This is a genomic window from Chromobacterium sp. IRSSSOUMB001, from assembly GCF_023507765.1.
Taxonomy (GTDB): domain Bacteria; phylum Pseudomonadota; class Gammaproteobacteria; order Burkholderiales; family Chromobacteriaceae; genus Chromobacterium; species Chromobacterium haemolyticum.
Genome location: NZ_JALCYU010000005.1, coordinates 176,847 through 194,539, shown reverse-complemented (window position 1 = coordinate 194,539; position 17,693 = coordinate 176,847). Strand labels below are relative to the sequence as shown.

Genomic DNA, 17,693 nt, shown 5'->3' with positions numbered 1-17,693 from the left:
TGAGGAAACGGCCATGAGCGCCACCTTGCGTCTGGATACCCTGTTGCAACCCATCGCCGCGGACAGCCCCGGCGGCGAAGCGCTGCGCTACGCGCCGGAATACGACCAACTGCGCGAACTGCGGCGCGAGGACGACCCCAGCCTGCCCGCCGGCATCTGGGAAAGCGATTTGAAGCGGGCGGACTGGCCCGGCGTGGAGCGCGTCGCCTCCGCGCTCTTGGCCGAGCGCAGCAAGGATTTGATGGTGGCCGCCTGGCTGGGCGAATCCTGGCTGCACCTGTTGGGCTTGCCCGGCCTGGAGGCGGCGCTGGCGCTGAGCGCGCAGTGTTGCGAACAGTTTTGGGACAGCCTGCATCCCTTGCCGCAGCAAGGCGATCTGAGCTTTCGCACCGGCCCGCTGGAATGGCTGGCCAAGACCTACGCCGCCACGCTGGCGGCCCAAGTGCCGCTGCTGGACGCGCCGCCGCCGCAGGAGCGGCAGCCGCTGACCCTGCGGCAATGGCAGGACCTGAACCGCCGGCTGCTGGCCGGCGGCGACGAGGGCAAGCTGGAGCGCGAGCAGGCGCGCCACGAGCAGCAGAAGCTGAACGACTGGGTGCGCGCGCTGCCGCCGGCTGTGCTGGAAGATAGCCGCGGCGCGCTGGCGCGCAGCCGGCAATGGCTGGCGCGGCTGCAGGCCTGGTGCGACGAACGCATGGGCGCGGACGCGCCGTCCTACGCGCCGCTGAACCAGGCGCTGGAGCAGGCGGCGCAGGCCTTGCAGGAGCTGGCCGTTTTACATCCCGGCCCGCCGCCGGAACTGGAGAACGCCGCCATCCAGCACGCCGAAACCGCCGCGCCGCCGGCCGCCGCGGAAGCCGGCAACAGCGCGCCGCCGCCCGTTGCAGCCGCGCCGATGTTCACCCAGCGCGAGCCGCAGGGGCGGGAGGACGCTTACCGCCAGCTGCGCGGCATCGCCGACTACCTGGCGCGCACCGAACCGCACAGCCCGGTGCCTTATCTGATCTACCGCGCGGTGGAGTGGGGGGAGAAGCCGCTGCGCGAACTGCTGGCGGAGCTGATAGACAGCGACGCTGAGGCGCGGCGGCTGTGGTCCCTGCTGGGGGTGTTGCCTTAGAACCTGTTTACGATCTTTTGTCTGTACTTTGAAACACGGTTTGGTACACAGGAAGTCGCGTATTCGACGCGCCCTGGGTCCCTTCAAGCCTGCCGTCGGGTGGCAGGTCCGAGGTCTTAAGCGGCTGCCCTGTTTGAGCGATTTGACGCTAGCAAATTAACACTGAGCGAATCGAAGATTCGCACGTAGTGAGTTCAGCCGCGCCTCGGGCCTGACGGGAACCGGCGGGAAGCCGCAGGCCAGGTTTGCAGGGTGGCCTTTAGGGGTGGAGGGGATATTTGGCCAAGCAAATATCCTCTCCCTGCACGCCGGGCAGCCCCGGCAATGAAAATCATCATCCGCGCAGCGGATTCCATGTCTTGGAGCCATCACTCGGAAAGATCGTAAACAGGTTCTTAGAACCTGTTTACGATCTGCTGCGCGTCGAATTGCTCATCTGCCGTAGGTATACTTCACTTTCTCAGCGGCAACACCTTGTCTTGCCTTTGCTGGCGAGACGGTGAGCAGGCGTTTAAAAACGGGACTTGAGGCGGATAAGCCGCCCCCCGCTTGATGAGGGCTCAGTGAAGGACGGTCAGATGGAGAATGCAGAGTCGGATGGCGTGATCATTCGTCGCGCGGGCGTAGCCGACGCCCCCGCGGTATTGAAAATTTTCGATGAAATCATCGCCTGGTTTGTCGCCATGGGCAATGCGGAGCAATGGGGAAGCGAGCCTTGGTCCGCCCAGCCGCGGCAAGTGGAGCGGGTGGTCGAGGCCTGTTCGCTGCCGGGCGCGTGGGTGGCGGAGGAGCGGGGCGGCGCGGTGCTGGCCGCCTTGGTGCTGGGGGAGGCCATGCCCTATGTGCCGGCGGTGACGGAGCCCGAAATCTACGTGCGCTTGCTGGTGGCCTCGCGCCGCCCCAGCGCGCGCGGCATAGGCCGGCGCTTGATGGCTTTTGCGGACGAACAGGCGAGGCTGGCCGGCGTCAAGCGCTTGCGCGTGGATTGCTACGGCGGCGGCTCGGGGGCCTTGCCGCGTTTTTATGAGTCCTGCGGCTATGAACGCATCGCCGCCTTCGACGTGGACGGCTGGCCTTGCCAGCTATTGGAGCGTGTTCACGCTCCCGCGAGCTAGGGCGAGGCCGCTTGGGAAAGCGGCTTGTTCGCATGGCGCGCTACGCCGCGCGCAGCGGACCGCGAGCGGACTCCAAGGCCAGGATGTCTGGCCCGGAAGGACGGCGCTGGCAATGGCTCAGTCCAGCGTATCCATATAGTCCTTGCCGCGCAGCCGCCCGGTTTGCGCCCACGGCAACGGCTGGCCGGCGGCCAGCGGGTGGATGTCCACGCGCATGCTTTCGCGATGGCGGCCGTCCTGCGAGCGGGACTCCACCCGCAGCGGCAGCGCCCAGCGCGTGCTCCATTGCAATTGCTTGCTGCGGCCGTTGGCGGTCTTGCGATACCAGCGGCTGCCGTCCGCGCCCGGGCCGACGGTAAAGCCTTTCAGCTTGGCGATGTCCACCAGCTGACTGGCCAGGGTCCAGGAGCCGTCGAAGCCGACGTCGCTCCATTCGCGCTGGCCCACCTGCACCAGCAGCCGCTGTTGCGGCAGGGCGAACTCCAGCCGCGGCTGGCCTTTGGCGTCCAGCCACACATGGCGGCTGGCGGCGGCGTAGTCGATATGATCGTGGCCGTCTTCCGCGCCATGATCGTGGTCATGGCCGCCGGCGCGCGCGTTCAGCCGTTCGCGCCAGACGTGTTTGCCTTGGCGGGTCAATTTTTCCCGATAGCGTATGGTTTTTTCCACGCCGTCGTTGCCGACGGTGACGGTTTCGTAGCTGATGGTGGCCACCAGGTCCGGCACGGCGGCGCGCAGGGCCGGGGACAGCGCCAGCAAGGCCAGCGGCAGCAGGATTTTCATCGTGGTCTTTCGTCATTCGTAAAATGAGGCTTGCCCGAGGGCAAGCCGAATGGAGTGAATCCGTGACGGCCGCGCCGGGCCTGGAGCGGCGCCGGCGCGGGGGCGGGGGTTTAGAGCCTGTTTACGATTTCGCGAGCTAGAGCGAGACAAGGCGAAAACGAGCGAAAAAGCGGAATGTACACGTGGTACATGAGCATTTTGAGCTTGTCCTCACCGTGTAACGCTCCACGACGCGCAGCAGATCGTAAACAGGTTCTTACAAGCCCAGCGCGCTTTTCACCAGGCCAAACACCTTGGTGTTGTCCATCACGCCCTTGAATCCCTTGGAGCCGGCGCCGCCGGACATCAGCATCACGTCGCCGCCGCCGTGGGTTTCGCTGGACAGGCGGATGCCGGTTTCCTGTTGGTAGTCGTCGCCCATCGCGGTGGCGGAGTCCACCGACACGCGGCTGGCCTTGCGGTTGGGGCCGTTGCCGAACACCAGGGCGGTGTAGGTGGCGCCGTCCGCGTCCTTGGACTCCTTGCCGTCGGCGTAGCCGCGCACGATGTCGTGGATGGGGTTGCCGCGCTTGGCGTAGCCGTTGATGGTCATGGTGTGGTCGTGGTCCGCGGTGACCACGATCAGGGTGTTGTTGAGGTCCACCTTGGCCAGCGCGGTCTTGATGGCGTTGTCGAAGGCGATGGTGTCCTCCAGCGCGCGCTTGGCGTTGGTGCCGTGCAGCGCGTGGTCGATGCGGCCGCCTTCCACCATCAGCACATAGCCGTTGCCGTTGCGGGACAGGGTGTCGATGGCCTTGGCGGTCATATCCGCCAGGCTGGGCTGGTTAAGATTGTTCTTCACCCGGTCCAGCTCGTAGTCCATGTGGTCTTTGTTGAAGATGCCCAGCAGTTTGTTGCCGGACTGCGGATTGAAGGCGGCCAGCTCGCTGCCGCTGCTGACCAGGGTGTAGCCCTTGGCTTGCATCTCGGTCAGCAGGTTGCGGCCGTCCGGGCGTTTGCCGCCGGAGGCGGTGGGCAGGAAGAATTTGCCGCCGCCGCCCATCAGCACGTCCAGGCCGGCGCCCAGCTTGGCGTTGTAGCCGGCGCCGCCCGGCACCGCCTGGGCGGCGATGTCGGATTCGGCGTCGCGGTGGCAGACGTGGGCGTAAGTGGCGGCCGGGGTGGCGTGGGTGACGCGGGTGGTGGTCACCGCGCCTATGGCCTTGCCCTTGGCCTTGGCCAGTTCCAGCAGGGTGGTGGCCGGCTGGCCGTTGCCATTGCCGCAGTTGCCGGTGCCGTTGCTGTTGGGGTCGATGGCGCGGGTGTCGGCGGACATGGAGATGACTTCGTTGTTCATCTTCACGCCGGTCATATAGGCGGACATGGACGGCGCGCTGTCGGTGGTTTGCGCGTCGTTGGAGAAGGTTTTGACGCGGGCGGTGCGGGACAGCTGTTCCATGTTCAGCTTGCCGGCTTCACCGTATTTGTAGATGCGCGAGGCGGTGACGGTGGTGGGGCCCATGCCGTCGCCCAGGAAGAAGATCACGTTCTTGGCTTCGCCCGCGGCCTGGGCCGGCAGCGCGTGCAGGGCGGCGGCCAGCGCGGCGACGCTGAGCAGCGGTTTCATCATCGGTTTCATTGCGGTTCTCTTGTATGGATATTTGCGTAGCGTTTGGGGGCGGCGCGGCTCAAAGCGCGGCGGCTTTCTTCACCAGGCCAAACACGTCGATGTTCTCCAGGAAGCCGTGGAAGGCGTCCGCACCCTGGCCGATGGCGCCGATGTAGACATCGGTGCCGCCATGGGTTTCGCCGCCGGCCGGCATGCGCACCGCCGCTTCCTGGTGGTAGTCGTTGGCGGAGACCGCGGCGTCGGTCAGCGCGGCGGCGGCGTTGCGGTTGCCGTTGACGCGGTTTTCGCCGTTGCCGAAGCCGATGATGGAGTAGGGCATGCCGTCCGCGTCGGTGGCCACGCTGCCGTTGCTGTAGTTTTTCACCAGGCCCAGCACGCCGGGGTTGGCGGGCGTGGTCTTGCCGGTGCGCTGGGCGTAGCCGTTGAGCACCAGGGTGTGGTCGTGGTCCGCGGTGACCACGATCAGGGTGTTTTTCAGCTCCGGGTCGCGCTGTTTCATCGCGTCGATGGCGGTCTTGATCGCTTGGTCGAAGGCCACGGTGTCCTGCAAGGCTTTCTTGGCGGTGGTTTCATGCAGCGCGTGGTCGATGCGGCCGCCTTCCACCATCAGGAAGAAGCCCTGCTTGTCCTTGCGGTCCGCCAGCATGGAGATGGCCTTGGCGGTCATCTCGGCCAGGCTGGGTTCCTTGGCGGCGTCGCGGTCCAGGTCGTAGCTCATGTGGCTGCTGGTGAACAGGCCCACGGCGCGGTTGGTCTTGGCCGGGTCCAGCGCGTTGAAGCCGGTTTTGTCCGCGGCGTAGCCGTAGCCCTTGGCTTTCAGCTCCGCCACCAGATCGCGGCCGTCGGCGCGTTTGCCGCCGGCGGCCTTGGGCAGGAAGAACTGGCGGCCGCCGCCAAACACCACGTCCACGCCGTCTTGCAGCTTGGCGTTGTATAGCGCGCCGCCCGGCACCAGTTGGGCGGCGATGTCGGATTCGGCGTCGCGGTGGCAAACGTGGGCGTAAGTGGCGGCCGGAGTGGCGTGAGTGACGCGGGTGGTGGTGACCACGCCGGTGGCTTTGCCGCCGGCCTTGGCCAGTTCCAGCAGGGTGCTGACCGGCTGGCCGTTGCCGCCGCCGCAGTTGGAGGTGTAGTCCGCGGTGGGGGACTTGGCCTGGGTATCGGTGGACATGGAGATGACTTCGTTGTTCATCTTCACGCCGGTCATGTAGGCGGACATGGACGGAGCGCTGTCGGTGACCTGGGCGTCGTTGGAGAAGGTTTTGACGAAGCCGCTTTCCGGCAGCGTGTCCATGGTCAGCTCGCCGTCTTCGCCCACGGAGTAGATGCGGGCGGCGGTGGTGGTGTTGATGCCCATGCCGTCGCCGAGGAAGAAGATCACGTTCTTGGCGGCGGGACGGAGGCCCTGGTTGTTGTTGGCGGAGCCGCTGGAGGGGCCGCCGCTGCTGCCGCAGGCGGCCAGGCCGATGGCGGCCGTCACGGCCAGGGTCAGGCTGAGGATGCGCATGATGTTATGTTCCGGGCATGAAAAAATCCGGCACAGCATAGTGGGCGCATGTTTCGGCCAGGAGAGGTTTTGATGAAGATTTTGTTGCCGAGTCAACCGGGAGGGGGCTTGGGCGTTGGCGAACCGCGCTCAGCGTTGCTTGGCGCACAGGGGCAGCAGCCGTTGATAGGCGGCGTTGATTTCCTTGCTTTTGCGTTCCGCTAGTTCACGCAGTTCCAGGCCCAAGGCGCTGACCTTGTCCGGATGGTATTCCGCCATCCGCGCCCGGTAAGCCGCTTTCAGTTCCTCCGCGGAGCAGGGCCAGGCGACTTGCAGCACCTGGCAGGCGCGTTCGGTCTCGGAGACGGGGTTGGCCGGCGGCGCCTCCGGCCGCGAAGGACTCAGCGCCCGGCGGATCAGCCAGTAGGCCAGCAGGGCAAACAACAGCAGCGCAATCAATCGCATCGATACGGCTCCTTGGCAGAGGGTCGCCCGCGCAGGCGGACGGAATAGCAATATGGAGCGGCGGGCCGGCCGCGGGTTCCCGGCGCGGGGCCGCGGCCGGCGAAACTTTGCCGCCGGCGGGCGGTCCCACCCGGCCCGCTTATGTTCTTTAATCCAGAGCCGCCTGCCGATCCGGGGAGGTGGCGGCCCGCAAGGAAGCGTATGAGTTCCACCATCCGTCCGGCCGTCCGGGCCGACATCGCCGCGCTGTTCGATATCCGCACCAGCGTCCGGCAAAACCACCTTTCCATCGAGCAACTGGCCAGCCTTGGCATCACGCCGGAGACTATCGCCGAAACCATCGCCGCCGCGCCCTGCGCCTGGATCGCGGAGCAGGACGGCCAGCCGGCCGGCTTCGCCATGGCTGACTTGGACGCCGGCGAAGTGTTCGCCTTGTTCATCAAGCCGGAGTTTGAGGGCTTGGGCCTGGACCGGCAACTGTTGCGCCAGGCGGAGGCCGCGCTGTTTCAGCGCCATTTGGTGATCCGGCTGACCACCGACGGCGACGAAGCCATCCGCGCCAACGGCTTTTACCAGCGCCAGGGGTGGCGGCAAGCCGGCTTGGCAGAGGGCGGAGATGCGGTGTACGAGAAGCGGCGCGGGGGCTGAACGAGGCGCGCCTCCGGCGACGAGACTGATGAGCCGGGGGCGTGCCGGATACGCGGGCTCCCGAGCGTTTGGAGGCGCGCCGCTTGCAGGTAAAGAGGGAGCGCTTCTTCTTTAAGCGCATAAGCATAAGCCAATATGCCACTACAGCCGCGCCGGCTTTTATATTATGATGCCGGCTCTGCGTTGTTTGCCGCCCCTGTCCGCAATACCCAGTTCCCTGTTTCATGCCAAGACGTCGTGTTTCGCGCGCGCCTTCGTCGTCGACTGTTTTCGGGTGGCCGCGCCAAGTCATAGATGATAGCCGTCCTGGAGTTTTGAATGAGTTTCACCACCTTGTTGCTATATATCGTCGCCGTCAGCGCCGTGATGATCACCCCCGGTCCGTCCATGCTGCTGGCGCTCAACAACGGCGCCAGCCACGGCATGCGCATCGCCAGCTACGGCTTTGCCGGCGCGGTGTTGTCCGATCTGCTGTTGATCGCAGCCGTGGGCTGCGGCCTGGGCGCGCTGTTGCAAGCGTCGGAACAATTGTTTTCCATCGTCAAATGGGGCGGAGCCGCCTATCTGGTCTATCTGGCCTGGATGATGTGGCGCGCGCCCACTCAGGCGCTGGCGGCCAGCGCGCAGAGCGGCGAGGCCAGCGGGCGCGGCACGTTTTTGCGTTCCTTGGTAGTGGGCCTGTCCAATCCCAAGGGGCTGCTGTTTTTCACCGCCTTTCTGCCGCAGTTCATCCGCCAGGACCAGCCGGCGGTGCCGCAATACATGATTCTGGCCGTGGTCACCGCCAGCGTGGATTGCGTGATGATGTTCATCTACGCCTATGGCGGCCGCCATGCGATGCGCACCTTCTCCGCCCGCGTCATGGGCTGGATCAACCGCAGCTGCGCCGGCATGCTGGCGGTGTTGGCCATCGGCCTCAGCCTCTACCGCCGCAGCGATATGAGCTGAGCGTCTCGCCGTTGAACAAGAACAAGCCCGCCGGAATCGGCGGGCTTTTTTATTTGGGCGGCGGTTTCAATAAAACCATTTCGCCAAATCAACAATTTTTGCAAGTCCGGATTACCAGAGGTTCTTTAAGCTGCGTCCTTATAAAAGCTACGGTGCCAGACCGCGCGTCATCCGCCAAGCCCGCCTCATTTGCTCTGGAATTCGCGTAGTTGTGAATTAAGCGCCTCACAACACATTTCATCCAGACTAGTTCAACGACGAATCTGGGCAAACGAATAGAGCGCCGCCCGTAGACCCCGCACCTTATCCGCGATCCGAAAGCCTGCAAATATGATGATTTCCTCCAAGCTGTCGCGCCTGGCCGCGTCTCAAAGTCTGGTTCATGCCCAGGGCCCGGCCGAAGCCCCGCAGGGTAAAACCACCTTGGCTTACTATCCCTCGCTGCTGCGTGAAACGGAAAAACTGCGCGATATCCGCCAATGGGACCATGACAGCGCCGCACTGCTCAAAATGGCGGCTGGAAAACTGCATTCGGAACAGCAGCCGCTGTCCCCACATTGGGATAACGACCGAATGCTGGCGGAGCTGAACGCTTACGATTGGCGGAGCGGGGGACAGGGCGCGCCGGCGTATTTGCAGCAGTTCGCCCAAAAGGTGATTCAGGAAGTGGAGTTGCACCCGCAAGCCTATCTGGCGGCTTTTCCCTGTGCGGACGAGACTGCGCAGTCAGAACCTCGGCCTAGCCTGGCCGTGGCCGGCATGCTGTCGGATATGTCGAGCAATGTCATTCACAAGGTGCTTGAAAAACTCATCCTCGAGGCGATCCCGCTGCCGCAACTTCGCGCGTTCAAGGACAGCTACGAAGAGTTGCGTGAGATCTGCAAGGGCAATTACAGCCCTCAGCGCAAACTGGAAGAACTGGCCGCGGCGCTGGACCGGCTTGGCCGGCAGTTGGCCAGCGGTAAAGGCGTGGGGGCTCAGGAAGGCCGGAAATTGAAAGCCTATCTCGACGCCGTGGGGCCTTGGTTGAAAAGCGCCAGCGGGCAGTGGGCGTCATTGGAGCACAGCTTGTTGGAGTTGAAGGATCAGCCTTCCGTGCTGGGCAAGACCTTGGAACTGACGGCCGCCGCGGAGAAGCTTTTGACAGATCCGCAGTTGAAGCGAGCGCTGGATGAAGATTGGCTGGACGGCATGGCGCAGAGCCTGGGCGCGGTGAGGCAGACTCTGGGCCAGGTGCGGTTGTGGCAAGCCCTGCCCCAGGAGGCTGATTTGGGCGATTACCTGGGGATTCTGACGGACAATCCGCTGCTGGAACAGCAGCTCGCCCCATCTTTACTGAGCTTGGGCAAGGCGCTGGCTCAGACGCAAAAGACCGTGCCTTATCCTGTCAATGGGTCGCTTGCGGAGCGATTGGGCTGGTTGGCCGAAACCCTGGCCCGACCGGAGCTGCGGGAGTCGTTGCGACCGCATCTGGAAATGTTGCTGGGCGGCTCCGCTCAGGCGGAGCAATTGCTGGCGGCCTTTCAGTTTGCCGATCAACTGGGCCGCTGCCCGGCGGACAGCGGCTTGGGCGAACAGGCATTGTGGCTGTTGAGCGCTTTGGGCCAAGCCAGCTCGGAGAGTCCGGTATGGTCTTGGACCCGCCAGTTTCAGAGCGCGCTGGGTACGGATGCGGACACGGTCGTCTTGTTGAATCGCCTGCTGACGTTGAACCGGAGTCCGGAATCCTGGGCGTTGTTGATGCGGGATCTTGGCAAGGCCGCCGCGCCCAGCCTAGGCCTTTGGGCCGGCGCTCATATCGCCGGCCGCTGGTTGCCGGCTCATGCGGCGCAGGAGCTGGAAAAGTTCTACCGCGAAAGTTCGGCTTCCGAAAGCTGGGGCGGCATGTTTCAGCGCATGGCCGGCAGCTTCGTGGCGGTGGCAAAACCTTATCTGGTGGAAAAGCTGATGGGCGATCCGTTGGCCGCGGCCACCGTGCAGTATGCGGAAGCCCTGCAAAACCACACGAGTTGGGAGCAGACGCTGCAATGGTTTGTCGCCCATGATCAAAGCCAGAACCAGACCCTGCGGTTTGCCTACAGCCAATACTTGAACGCCAGGCTGGCTTATCAGGTTTGCCTGGCCTTCAACAGCCAGGACCCGGTGGAAACCGAGGACCGCTTGCGGCTGCTGGCGCGCCAGCTCAAGGATTATCAGGTGGTGCGGCATTATCCACAGTTGGAAAAACTGGTGGATCTGATTCCCTTGCTGCCGGCGTTGAGAGAGGCCGGCCAAACCGTGGGGGCGCAGCCGGTTGCCGACTCCTGGCTGGCCTGGGGCAATCAATGGCTGGACGCGCTGGCCGACAGTAAGAGCGAGAGTGTGCGGGACTTGCGCGAACAACTATCCCGGCGCATGGAAAACTGGCTGGCGGACGCCGTCATGTCTGCTTGCGATGCGTTGGTGCAGCAGCCCTGGAGTCTGCTGCCCGGCGTCGACGCCGCCAGCGCCGCGCGGCCGGCCACCGCGCAGCCGGCCGCGCCGTCCTGGCTGGCCGCCAATTGGCAATTGGCCGGCGGCATCAGCCTGGAAGCCCTGGGCTTGGCCGCCGTGGGTTATGCCTTGTGGCGCGCGCGTCAGGACGCGCCAGCACCGTTGCCGGCGGAGATAGAGCTGAAGGAAATACTGGTGCATTCCGCCCCGGCAGCGCCTCAGGACGAAAGTAGTCCGTTCCAGCCGCCCGTGGCCGAGCAGGCGCCGGCAACCGGCGGATCCGCGTTATGGGAACAGAAAGCGCCGCTTCTGCTTGGCATTGCCGCCATGGCCGCGGGCGGGGCCTTGCTTTATGGCTGGGCGCGCCAAGACGGGGCGCGGCCAAACCCGGCCAAGGACGAAGCCTTGCGGCTGGCGCATGACATCATCACGCAGCTGGATGTGGACGATCTCCATTTTGTATTCGATCAGCCGCAGTTCGCCGTGGAGCTGGAAGGGGAAGAAGGGGCTCCTCTGCACCGGGCGGCCAGGAGTTTGCCAAGTGAAAAAGTAGACGATGAGGAGGACTTGCCGTTTCAGATTGATCAGGTGCTGCACAATCTGGACATGAGCAGGGCGATCCGCACCGAGTTCAACCGCCTTTTCGAAAAGGCGGATCAGGCAGGCGAAGTACGGGAGCTGCCTCCGGGTAAAGAGCGCGATATCCGGAGGCTGCTCAAGACCATCGAGCTGACCAGCGCTTTCATAGACGACATCAAGGACAGGCCGAGCCTCAACGAGTTTCGCGAGTTTGGCCAAGTCATCTTGAAGGATTTGTCCGCGCTGGCCGATGCTCAGACGGACGATTTGAGCAAATCCATCGTTGAGCGTTACCGGCAGGGCTTCGCCGGGCAAAGCGCGCAGTTGACAGGAGCGGCCGCACCGACCGACGCGCCGCCAAGCACCGACCAAGCGCTGGCGCAAGCGTTTCAGCTTCAGGGCGAGCAAAGCTTGGAGCGGGTGGAGCGGCTGTATCAGCCGATACTGAATCCCGCCTCATATATTGACGACTATATCCGCAAGGGCATCAGCGCCTTTGAACAGCGCAAGGGAAGCAAGACGCAGTTGCGGCCGGACAGCAAGATACGGGTCGATTACTTTCCCAGAGTGCATCCCAACCCTAATTTGCAAGGCCCGAGAGCGCCGTTGCCCGCCAGCCGCTACTTTACGCTGACGGAAATCGTCACCGGCCAGTACTTGTATGAAAGCAAACGCCTGAAGGACTCCTCCGGGCGGGAATACCGCGTGACCGGCATGCAGCACCAGGAACTGGTGGATGCGCTGACCAAGGACAATTTGCAGTCAGCCATGGAGCGCGAGCTCAAGGCCTATCGGGACCAGCCGGACAACGCCGCCGGCATGAAGTCGTTTTACCAGGACATGATCAATGTGCGCTGCCTGGAATATTTGAGCCGCGGTCACCAGACGCCGCTGTACGCGCAAGCGGTGAAGGACTTTCTGGAGGGCAAGGTTCAGGCCCAAGCGGTGTCTTTCCACGGCACGGCGTTGAACGGGGTATTCATGATTCCGGCCGGCCCGGCCGGCGGCGTCATGTTCAGCGTGGATGACGACAAGTTTTTCCATATCGGCAGCAGCCGGCATGACTACATTGATTCGGGACGCAAGAAGAGTGAGGTGTTGTCTACGTTTCCTCAAAACAAGGCGTTCCAGGAGTGGGTCTTTAGCAAGCAGCCCTCTTACCAAGCGCTTAAATATGAGCAAGACCAGAGCGCTTTCAAATACAAAGTCATCAAGAGAGTGCCGGGAGGGCTGATGTTCCCCCCCTCGTTTGGCGTGATAACGGAGCGGCCATTCTCCTTTGTTGCCAGCCAGGGCAGGGAGCAGCTGGCCGATCAACTGTACAACGGCCTGATGGAGCGGCTGGAATCGGATATCGACACCCTGGTGTTCAGCTACCCGGAACAGATCACCGAAGCCGCGCTGGAAGTCGCCAAGAAAATCCTCACCATCGGCTCCATCGGGCTGGCGGTGGCCATCCCCGGCACAGGCTCGGTCTTGGCCCGTCTCAGCCTGTTCATGGCGTCGTTGGCTTTGGACGCGGCCTATGTCGGCGCCAGCGCCGTGCAAGCCCATATGTCGGACCGGCCTGACCAGGCGGAAGCCTTCCGCACCGAAGCCATCATTGCCGGGGTGCTGGGCGGCGTGGGCGCGGTGGCGGGCGGCGCGCCGCTGATTTCACAAGGCGTCAAGGCGGCGTACTCGGTCAAAAACGTGAATCAGGCCATCACGCTCTACCGCCAGGCCAAGGCTGTGTCGCGCCGGGTCATACCCTCCGTGCTCGGTGAAATGAACTGGAGCCGCTTGGCGGACCCGCGCAAGGTGGATCTACTGGTCAATACCATGCAGGAAGGCGCGCAAGCGCGCGATCTGGCGAAATTGACCAACCGCGAGACGGTACGGCAATCCATACGCAACAACCTGTTGCGAGATTTCGAAGGCCAGCAAAAAACCCGCTTCGCCTGGGGAGACTTCGCCACGGAACAGGCCAAGGTTCAGCGGAGGCTGGATTCGGACTTGGCCCGTTTGAGCGACGTCAACGGCCATATGCGCCAACTGCTGGATCACCCGCCGGCCGTGCCTCGTCAGCCGATACCCGGTGTGCCGGAAGAAGCGGCTGCGGGCTGGATTGCCGGCAATAGCCGCTCCGCCAAGACCGCGGCGGAAGCTCAGGAACTAAAAACCAGAATTCAGAGCGCGCTGGAGGGGCACCGCGAGGCGGATTTACTGGATGTTCGCACCATGGAAAGCCTCCACAACGCCGTTTACAAGCCGGCTGCCGGGCAATTGCCACGGGCGTTTCGTTCCAGCAGCGATCCCGTCTTCATGGGCTCGGACATCGCGCGTTCCGGCTTTGAAAAAGCGTTGGCCCAGATTGAGGCCAAAAGCGTGGCGGGCCAAGTGGACCTGGCAGACGCCCTATATGCGGCCGTAGTGCGCTATCACCCGTTTGGCGACGGCAACGGGAGAACCGCGCGCGCCATTTACGCCTTGGCCAGGCTGCAAAAAGGGGAACGTCCTTTCATGGCCTTGAACAAGCAGGCCGAGGACATCCTGAATCCGCCGGGACCGCTTGGCCTCCCGCGCCCAGGGCCTTCCGGCATTCAAGTGCCGGCTAAAGCCGGAAGCGGGGTCAAGGCGGCTGAGCGCGCCCTGTCCCCGGGGCCGGTCAAGCCCAAGCTGAAAGACTACGCGGACAAGGCTGAATTTGAGGAAGCCATGAAAAAATACCTGGCGGAAAAAGGCACGCTCCAGCGTATGGAAGCCGCCGGCTCGAGTTTCGACGACCTGGCCAGCCGGCGCCGGAAAGCCGTGGGCCAGCTGGAGCAGTTACAAAGCAGTCACCCAGCATTGTTTAAAAAACTGCGCACTGATTCCGGCGCCAATTTCACGCTGACTTCCATTGACGGAGACCCGGCCGAAACGCTGGTGCTTAGCGCTCACGGCTGGTACACGCGGGACAGCCGCAACGCTTTGCTGCCGGCAGGCAAGGATCTGGTGTTTCTGGGGCCGCACGGTCAGGTGTTGCTGGAGCCGCCTAGTTCGGCCGCTTTTCTGCCCACGCAGAAATTGCTGGACGGCGCGGAATACCCGGCCATTTACGCGCGGCTGCGAAATAAGGGGGACGTAGGGCAGGGTTACTCCGCCTTCACCGAAATGAACGCGGGGGTGGCCAAGGAAAACTGGGTCAAGAACTACCACATCAAGCACTACGAAAAGATGCCGGAGGAAGAAGCGCGGCTCGCGGTTTTGAACAACCGCGTCAGCGGCAGCGAGAGCAAGATGGACTTGCTCACCGTCAGCGATCTGGCCGGGAACAAGAAAACCCTGAAAGACCTGCTGGAGGAAATGAAGCCGGGCGGCCGCTACAGCCAGTATAAGCAGCTGGTGTTCGCCGCCTGCCGTGAGGAAAAAGCGCCCGGCACGTTGCTATCGCTTAAAACCGGATTGGGTGAGGGCTATGAAGTTAAGTTCACCAAGACGCCGCTGCAGGGGCAAGACGCGCCGCGCCAGCGGCGCGATGTGGGAACGGCGCCGCAGGATGGGGATGAAACGCCTTTCGATGGTTACTGGGTCTATGAGGCGGTCACGCTGACGCCCAACGGAGACGGCGTCCGCGTCCAGCGCGAGATACGCGAGATACTACCCTATGTGCTGACGCGGCGGCCGGAGCCGTCCGCCGCCAGGTCGGCGCCGCTCAAGCCGCCGGCGTCAAAAGGGATGGCGACCATCACTCGCGATGACATCATCAAATTCAAGGAGCGGCAGCGCCTGGCGGGCGCTGCCGGCAAGTCGTGAGCATGGGGTGGCATGCAAACAAAAAGCCGCCCCTGAGGGTGATTGAACGCCATCGACATATTCATGGTCTTGATGGCCAAATAACGCTTCGAATTACATCGTAGTCCGCGGCGCGTTGCTGGATCAGTTGCTGCGCTAGCCGGAGTGCGCGCAGCGGGGTTGATGATGCCGCGGCGTCCAGGACATCAGGGCAGCGGCGAGGCGGCCGATGCCGGCGCGCGGCGCGTTGGGCTTGTCGCCGCGTCCCGGTATACCCGCACGTAATCCACCACCATCTCCTGCGGCCAGTGCGTGGACGCGTCCGGCGCGCCGGCCCAGTCGCCGCCCACCGCCAGGTTGAGCACGATGAAGGCCGGCTCTTGCAGGGCGCGCCAGCCGTCGCCGCCGTCGGTCTTCATCGTTACCGTTTGATAGAGCCGGCCGTCGACGAAATAGCGTATCGCCGCCGGCGACCACTCCACGGCGAAGTCGTGGAAGCGGTCGTTGAACCAGCCCAGGTCCGGCGTGACGTAGGAGGCCGACGCCGTTTGTACCGTCCCGGCCGGCGTGCCGGGTTTGGGCCGGTGCGCGCTGCCCCAGACGGTGGCGTTTTCCGCGCCGGTCTCGCTGCCCACCATTTCCAGGATGTCGATCTCGCCGTAATGCTCGGGCTGATCCCATTGCCGGTTCAGCATCCAGAACGCCGGAAACATGCCCTGGCCGTAAGGCAGCTTGATGCGCGCCTCGATCCGGCCGTAGCGCCAGGCGGCTTGGCTGCGCATGCGCGCGGAAGTGTAGTCGCGGCCGCCGTAAGCCTGCCGCCGCGCTGTGATATGCAAGGCGCCGTCGCGCACCGTCACATTGTCACCAGCGGTGTAGTACTGCAGCTCGTGCAGGCCCCAAGGGCCGGAGCCGAACTCCAGCCGCCACTTGGCGCTGTCCAGCGCCGCGCCGTTGAACTCGTCCTGCCATGCCAGTTGCCAATTAGCCGCCGCGGCGCTGCCGCCCAGCAGCGCCATTCCCGCGGCGCATGCCGCTATCTTGTTTTTCATCGCTTGCCTCGCGCGAGTGTGTCCGGCGCTCAGCATAGCCGTAAGCGGGAGCAGCCTGGCGTGGCGGCGCTTGGCAGTTTTACCAAGCGCGGCAAGGACAACGGTTCAAGAGCAATTCGAGTTTAGGCTGGGGTAGGCGGTATTCATGATCCATTTGCCCTTGCTGTTCTTCGAATAGCGGAAAGACAGGTAAATGGGTTGCCCCGCGGGAAAGGGCTGGGACTGGGTGCAGAGCTTGGTGGCCGCATTCACCGTCTGGCAGGTGGTGGGCAGCGTGCCGGGCCAGCCGCCGGGATAAATGGCGCTCACGGGCACGCAATCGGACTCCGCCGGTCGGGTGCCGCACTTGGCCGGTGTTGGGCCTTTGGGGCCGGGGTAGCCCTTCCAGGTAGTGAAGGTGCCTTTAAACTGATCCCAACTGTCAAACTGGGATTTGCCCGCCTCGGTGGGCTGACCGCGGATGTGGATGCTGATATGGCCTTCCATTGCAGTGTTGTCCGCCATGGATTTGACGCTGGCGTTCACATCCGCGGTGGCGCGGCATTCCGCCGCCTGAGCCGGCGCGGCCGAGATCAAGCATAAAGCGAGAGCCGCCAGTGCGGCGCCGAAGCCGTTTGGGGAGAGATGATTGGGCATGGCTGAATCCTGAAAAAGTCGGGTGTGGTGACTCGATGAAGGTTTTTTAAAAGCGGGCGGCTGTAAGTTATTGCGCCAACAGGGCACGGCGCGATTTATCGTACAAGATTAATGCAAAAGGCATGGGGAGGGCCTGCGCTTTGGGACAGGCGGAGCAAGCAGGGGCGGAAAGGGCGCTTACTGCCGGACGCGGGTCCAGGCGGCGGTTTTCTGGAGGAAACTGTCCATATGGTGTTTGCGCCAGATGGAAGCGGTGTCCTTGGCCAACAGGCCGGCGCGCCGGGTTTCGCGGCCGTTGTTGGTTTGATTTCGGCAATCCGGGTGGCCATGTAGGCCCCCGGATTGGTTTTAATGACTGCTGAGCTTAGCCTTTAACTTCAATGGCGGGATCCCATTTGAAGTAGCCGTAAAGTGTTTGCGGTCCATTTTTAGGGCGATTGAATACGGCGAAATGCACTGTATAGTTTTCCGTGCCTTTATCTATGATTTCCGCACTCATGAACCAATAAGCTTGGTCTTTGCTTTTGGGCGGAAATGGCTCTTTATTGCTGGCTGGGACGGCTGCTTCCTTGGTGTAAACCATGAATTTTGCGTCGCTCATAACTTCTTGACCGCTTTGGTGTTGAATTTTGTACACCATCACGCTGTTTTCGAAGTTGTTCGATTCGGAAACGCCGGCCCAGCGTACTCCATCTCCTACCGTGGCGCTGATTTTCAAATTTCCAGTACCGGAGCCAGTTATGGTGTTGCCCTTGGTGGCAACAAAATAAAATAAAGAGGTGTCGTTGACCATGGTGGGGCTTTGTTCCACCGTGCTGGGGTTTTTATATCGATCAATAATGGCTTCAGTATCAACAATCATATTGATATATACAAAACCGGAAGAAGAAAAAAGTTCCATGTCGCTGCTCCTTAAAATGGCAAAACTTGCCAAAAGGAAAGTGAATGAGTTGTTGCGTAGAGGAGGGCTTTACACAGCTGTTTATTTTTAGAGGTGTAGTTTTATTTTTACAAGGGAGGTTCAAAA

General features: G+C 63.0%; 12 protein-coding genes. 5 read left to right on the top strand and 7 right to left on the bottom strand.

Annotated features, from left to right (window positions below; genetic code table 11):
- Positions 1-13 precede the first annotated feature (13 nt).
- Both tssA and MOV80_RS08505 read left to right on the top strand, forming a co-directional pair.
- Positions 14-1,117 carry a type VI secretion system protein TssA gene (gene tssA, locus MOV80_RS08510; protein ID WP_043590128.1) on the top strand — a complete coding sequence of 368 codons (1,104 nt, stop codon included), beginning with the start codon at positions 14-16 and terminating at the stop codon, positions 1,115-1,117.
- A 578-nt stretch (positions 1,118-1,695) separates the two neighbouring features.
- Entirely contained in the window at positions 1,696-2,232 is a 537-nt protein-coding gene (locus tag MOV80_RS08505; protein ID WP_039756784.1) for a GNAT family N-acetyltransferase, read from the top strand.
- Positions 2,233-2,349: 117 nt separating this feature from the next.
- Here MOV80_RS08505 and MOV80_RS08500 read toward each other — a convergent pair whose 3' ends face one another.
- The 4 genes from MOV80_RS08500 to MOV80_RS08485 all read right to left on the bottom strand — a co-directional run bounded on the left by MOV80_RS08500 (position 2,350) and on the right by MOV80_RS08485 (position 6,575).
- Complete coding sequence (locus MOV80_RS08500; RefSeq protein ID WP_118268062.1) at positions 2,350-3,015, bottom strand: hypothetical protein; 666 nt, start codon at positions 3,013-3,015, stop codon at positions 2,350-2,352.
- Between the two features lie 256 nt (positions 3,016-3,271).
- A complete protein-coding gene (locus tag MOV80_RS08495; RefSeq protein WP_249605010.1) occupies positions 3,272-4,633 on the bottom strand; it encodes an alkaline phosphatase in 1,362 nt (453 codons plus the stop codon).
- Between the two features lie 49 nt (positions 4,634-4,682).
- Positions 4,683-6,131 (bottom strand): alkaline phosphatase, encoded by a 1,449-nt coding sequence (locus MOV80_RS08490; RefSeq protein WP_161524065.1) that lies wholly within the window; start codon positions 6,129-6,131, stop codon positions 4,683-4,685.
- 129 nt (positions 6,132-6,260) lie between these two features.
- On the bottom strand, positions 6,261-6,575 hold the full coding sequence (locus MOV80_RS08485; RefSeq protein WP_052051932.1) for a DnaJ domain-containing protein: 315 nt from the start codon (positions 6,573-6,575) through the stop codon (positions 6,261-6,263).
- Positions 6,576-6,776: 201 nt separating this feature from the next.
- On the opposite strand from MOV80_RS08485, the gene MOV80_RS08480 reads away from it, so the two are divergent.
- The 3 genes from MOV80_RS08480 (at position 6,777) to MOV80_RS08470 (ending at position 14,999) form a co-directional block, all read left to right on the top strand.
- Entirely contained in the window at positions 6,777-7,223 is a 447-nt protein-coding gene (locus MOV80_RS08480; RefSeq protein WP_249605009.1) for a GNAT family N-acetyltransferase, read from the top strand.
- A gap of 318 nt (positions 7,224-7,541) precedes the next feature.
- Positions 7,542-8,171: a LysE family translocator gene (locus tag MOV80_RS08475; protein ID WP_019101264.1), complete on the top strand. Its 630-nt coding sequence runs from the start codon at positions 7,542-7,544 to the stop codon at positions 8,169-8,171.
- 330 nt (positions 8,172-8,501) lie between these two features.
- Positions 8,502-14,999, top strand: coding sequence for a putative adhesin (locus MOV80_RS08470; protein WP_249605008.1), 6,498 nt, complete (start codon positions 8,502-8,504; stop codon positions 14,997-14,999).
- 185 nt (positions 15,000-15,184) lie between these two features.
- Here MOV80_RS08470 and MOV80_RS08465 read toward each other — a convergent pair whose 3' ends face one another.
- The 3 genes from MOV80_RS08465 to MOV80_RS08455 all read right to left on the bottom strand — a co-directional run bounded on the left by MOV80_RS08465 (position 15,185) and on the right by MOV80_RS08455 (position 17,567).
- Positions 15,185-16,030 (bottom strand): glycoside hydrolase family 16 protein, encoded by an 846-nt coding sequence (locus MOV80_RS08465; protein WP_249605007.1) that lies wholly within the window; start codon positions 16,028-16,030, stop codon positions 15,185-15,187.
- A gap of 105 nt (positions 16,031-16,135) precedes the next feature.
- A complete protein-coding gene (locus MOV80_RS08460) occupies positions 16,136-16,666 on the bottom strand; it encodes a hypothetical protein (RefSeq protein WP_019102870.1) in 531 nt (176 codons plus the stop codon).
- A gap of 364 nt (positions 16,667-17,030) precedes the next feature.
- Complete coding sequence (locus MOV80_RS08455) at positions 17,031-17,567, bottom strand: inclusion body family protein (protein ID WP_043590123.1); 537 nt, start codon at positions 17,565-17,567, stop codon at positions 17,031-17,033.
- Between the last annotated feature and the right edge of the window lie 126 nt (positions 17,568-17,693).

What these genes read in the sequence shown, in the direction of transcription:
- tssA (WP_043590128.1), top strand. Translation starts at nt 14, where the DNA reads ATGAGCGCCACCTTGCGTCTGGATACCCTGTTGCAACCCATCGCCGCG.
- MOV80_RS08505 (WP_039756784.1), top strand. Translation starts at nt 1,696, where the DNA reads ATGGAGAATGCAGAGTCGGATGGCGTGATCATTCGTCGCGCGGGCGTA.
- MOV80_RS08500 (WP_118268062.1), bottom strand. Translation starts at nt 3,015, where the DNA reads ATGAAAATCCTGCTGCCGCTGGCCTTGCTGGCGCTGTCCCCGGCCCTG.
- MOV80_RS08495 (WP_249605010.1), bottom strand. Translation starts at nt 4,633, where the DNA reads ATGAAACCGATGATGAAACCGCTGCTCAGCGTCGCCGCGCTGGCCGCC.
- MOV80_RS08490 (WP_161524065.1), bottom strand. Translation starts at nt 6,131, where the DNA reads ATGCGCATCCTCAGCCTGACCCTGGCCGTGACGGCCGCCATCGGCCTG.
- MOV80_RS08485 (WP_052051932.1), bottom strand. Translation starts at nt 6,575, where the DNA reads ATGCGATTGATTGCGCTGCTGTTGTTTGCCCTGCTGGCCTACTGGCTG.
- MOV80_RS08480 (WP_249605009.1), top strand. Translation starts at nt 6,777, where the DNA reads ATGAGTTCCACCATCCGTCCGGCCGTCCGGGCCGACATCGCCGCGCTG.
- MOV80_RS08475 (WP_019101264.1), top strand. Translation starts at nt 7,542, where the DNA reads ATGAGTTTCACCACCTTGTTGCTATATATCGTCGCCGTCAGCGCCGTG.
- MOV80_RS08470 (WP_249605008.1), top strand. Translation starts at nt 8,502, where the DNA reads ATGATGATTTCCTCCAAGCTGTCGCGCCTGGCCGCGTCTCAAAGTCTG.
- MOV80_RS08465 (WP_249605007.1), bottom strand. Translation starts at nt 16,030, where the DNA reads ATGAAAAACAAGATAGCGGCATGCGCCGCGGGAATGGCGCTGCTGGGC.
- MOV80_RS08460 (WP_019102870.1), bottom strand. Translation starts at nt 16,666, where the DNA reads ATGCCCAATCATCTCTCCCCAAACGGCTTCGGCGCCGCACTGGCGGCT.
- MOV80_RS08455 (WP_043590123.1), bottom strand. Translation starts at nt 17,567, where the DNA reads ATGGAACTTTTTTCTTCTTCCGGTTTTGTATATATCAATATGATTGTT.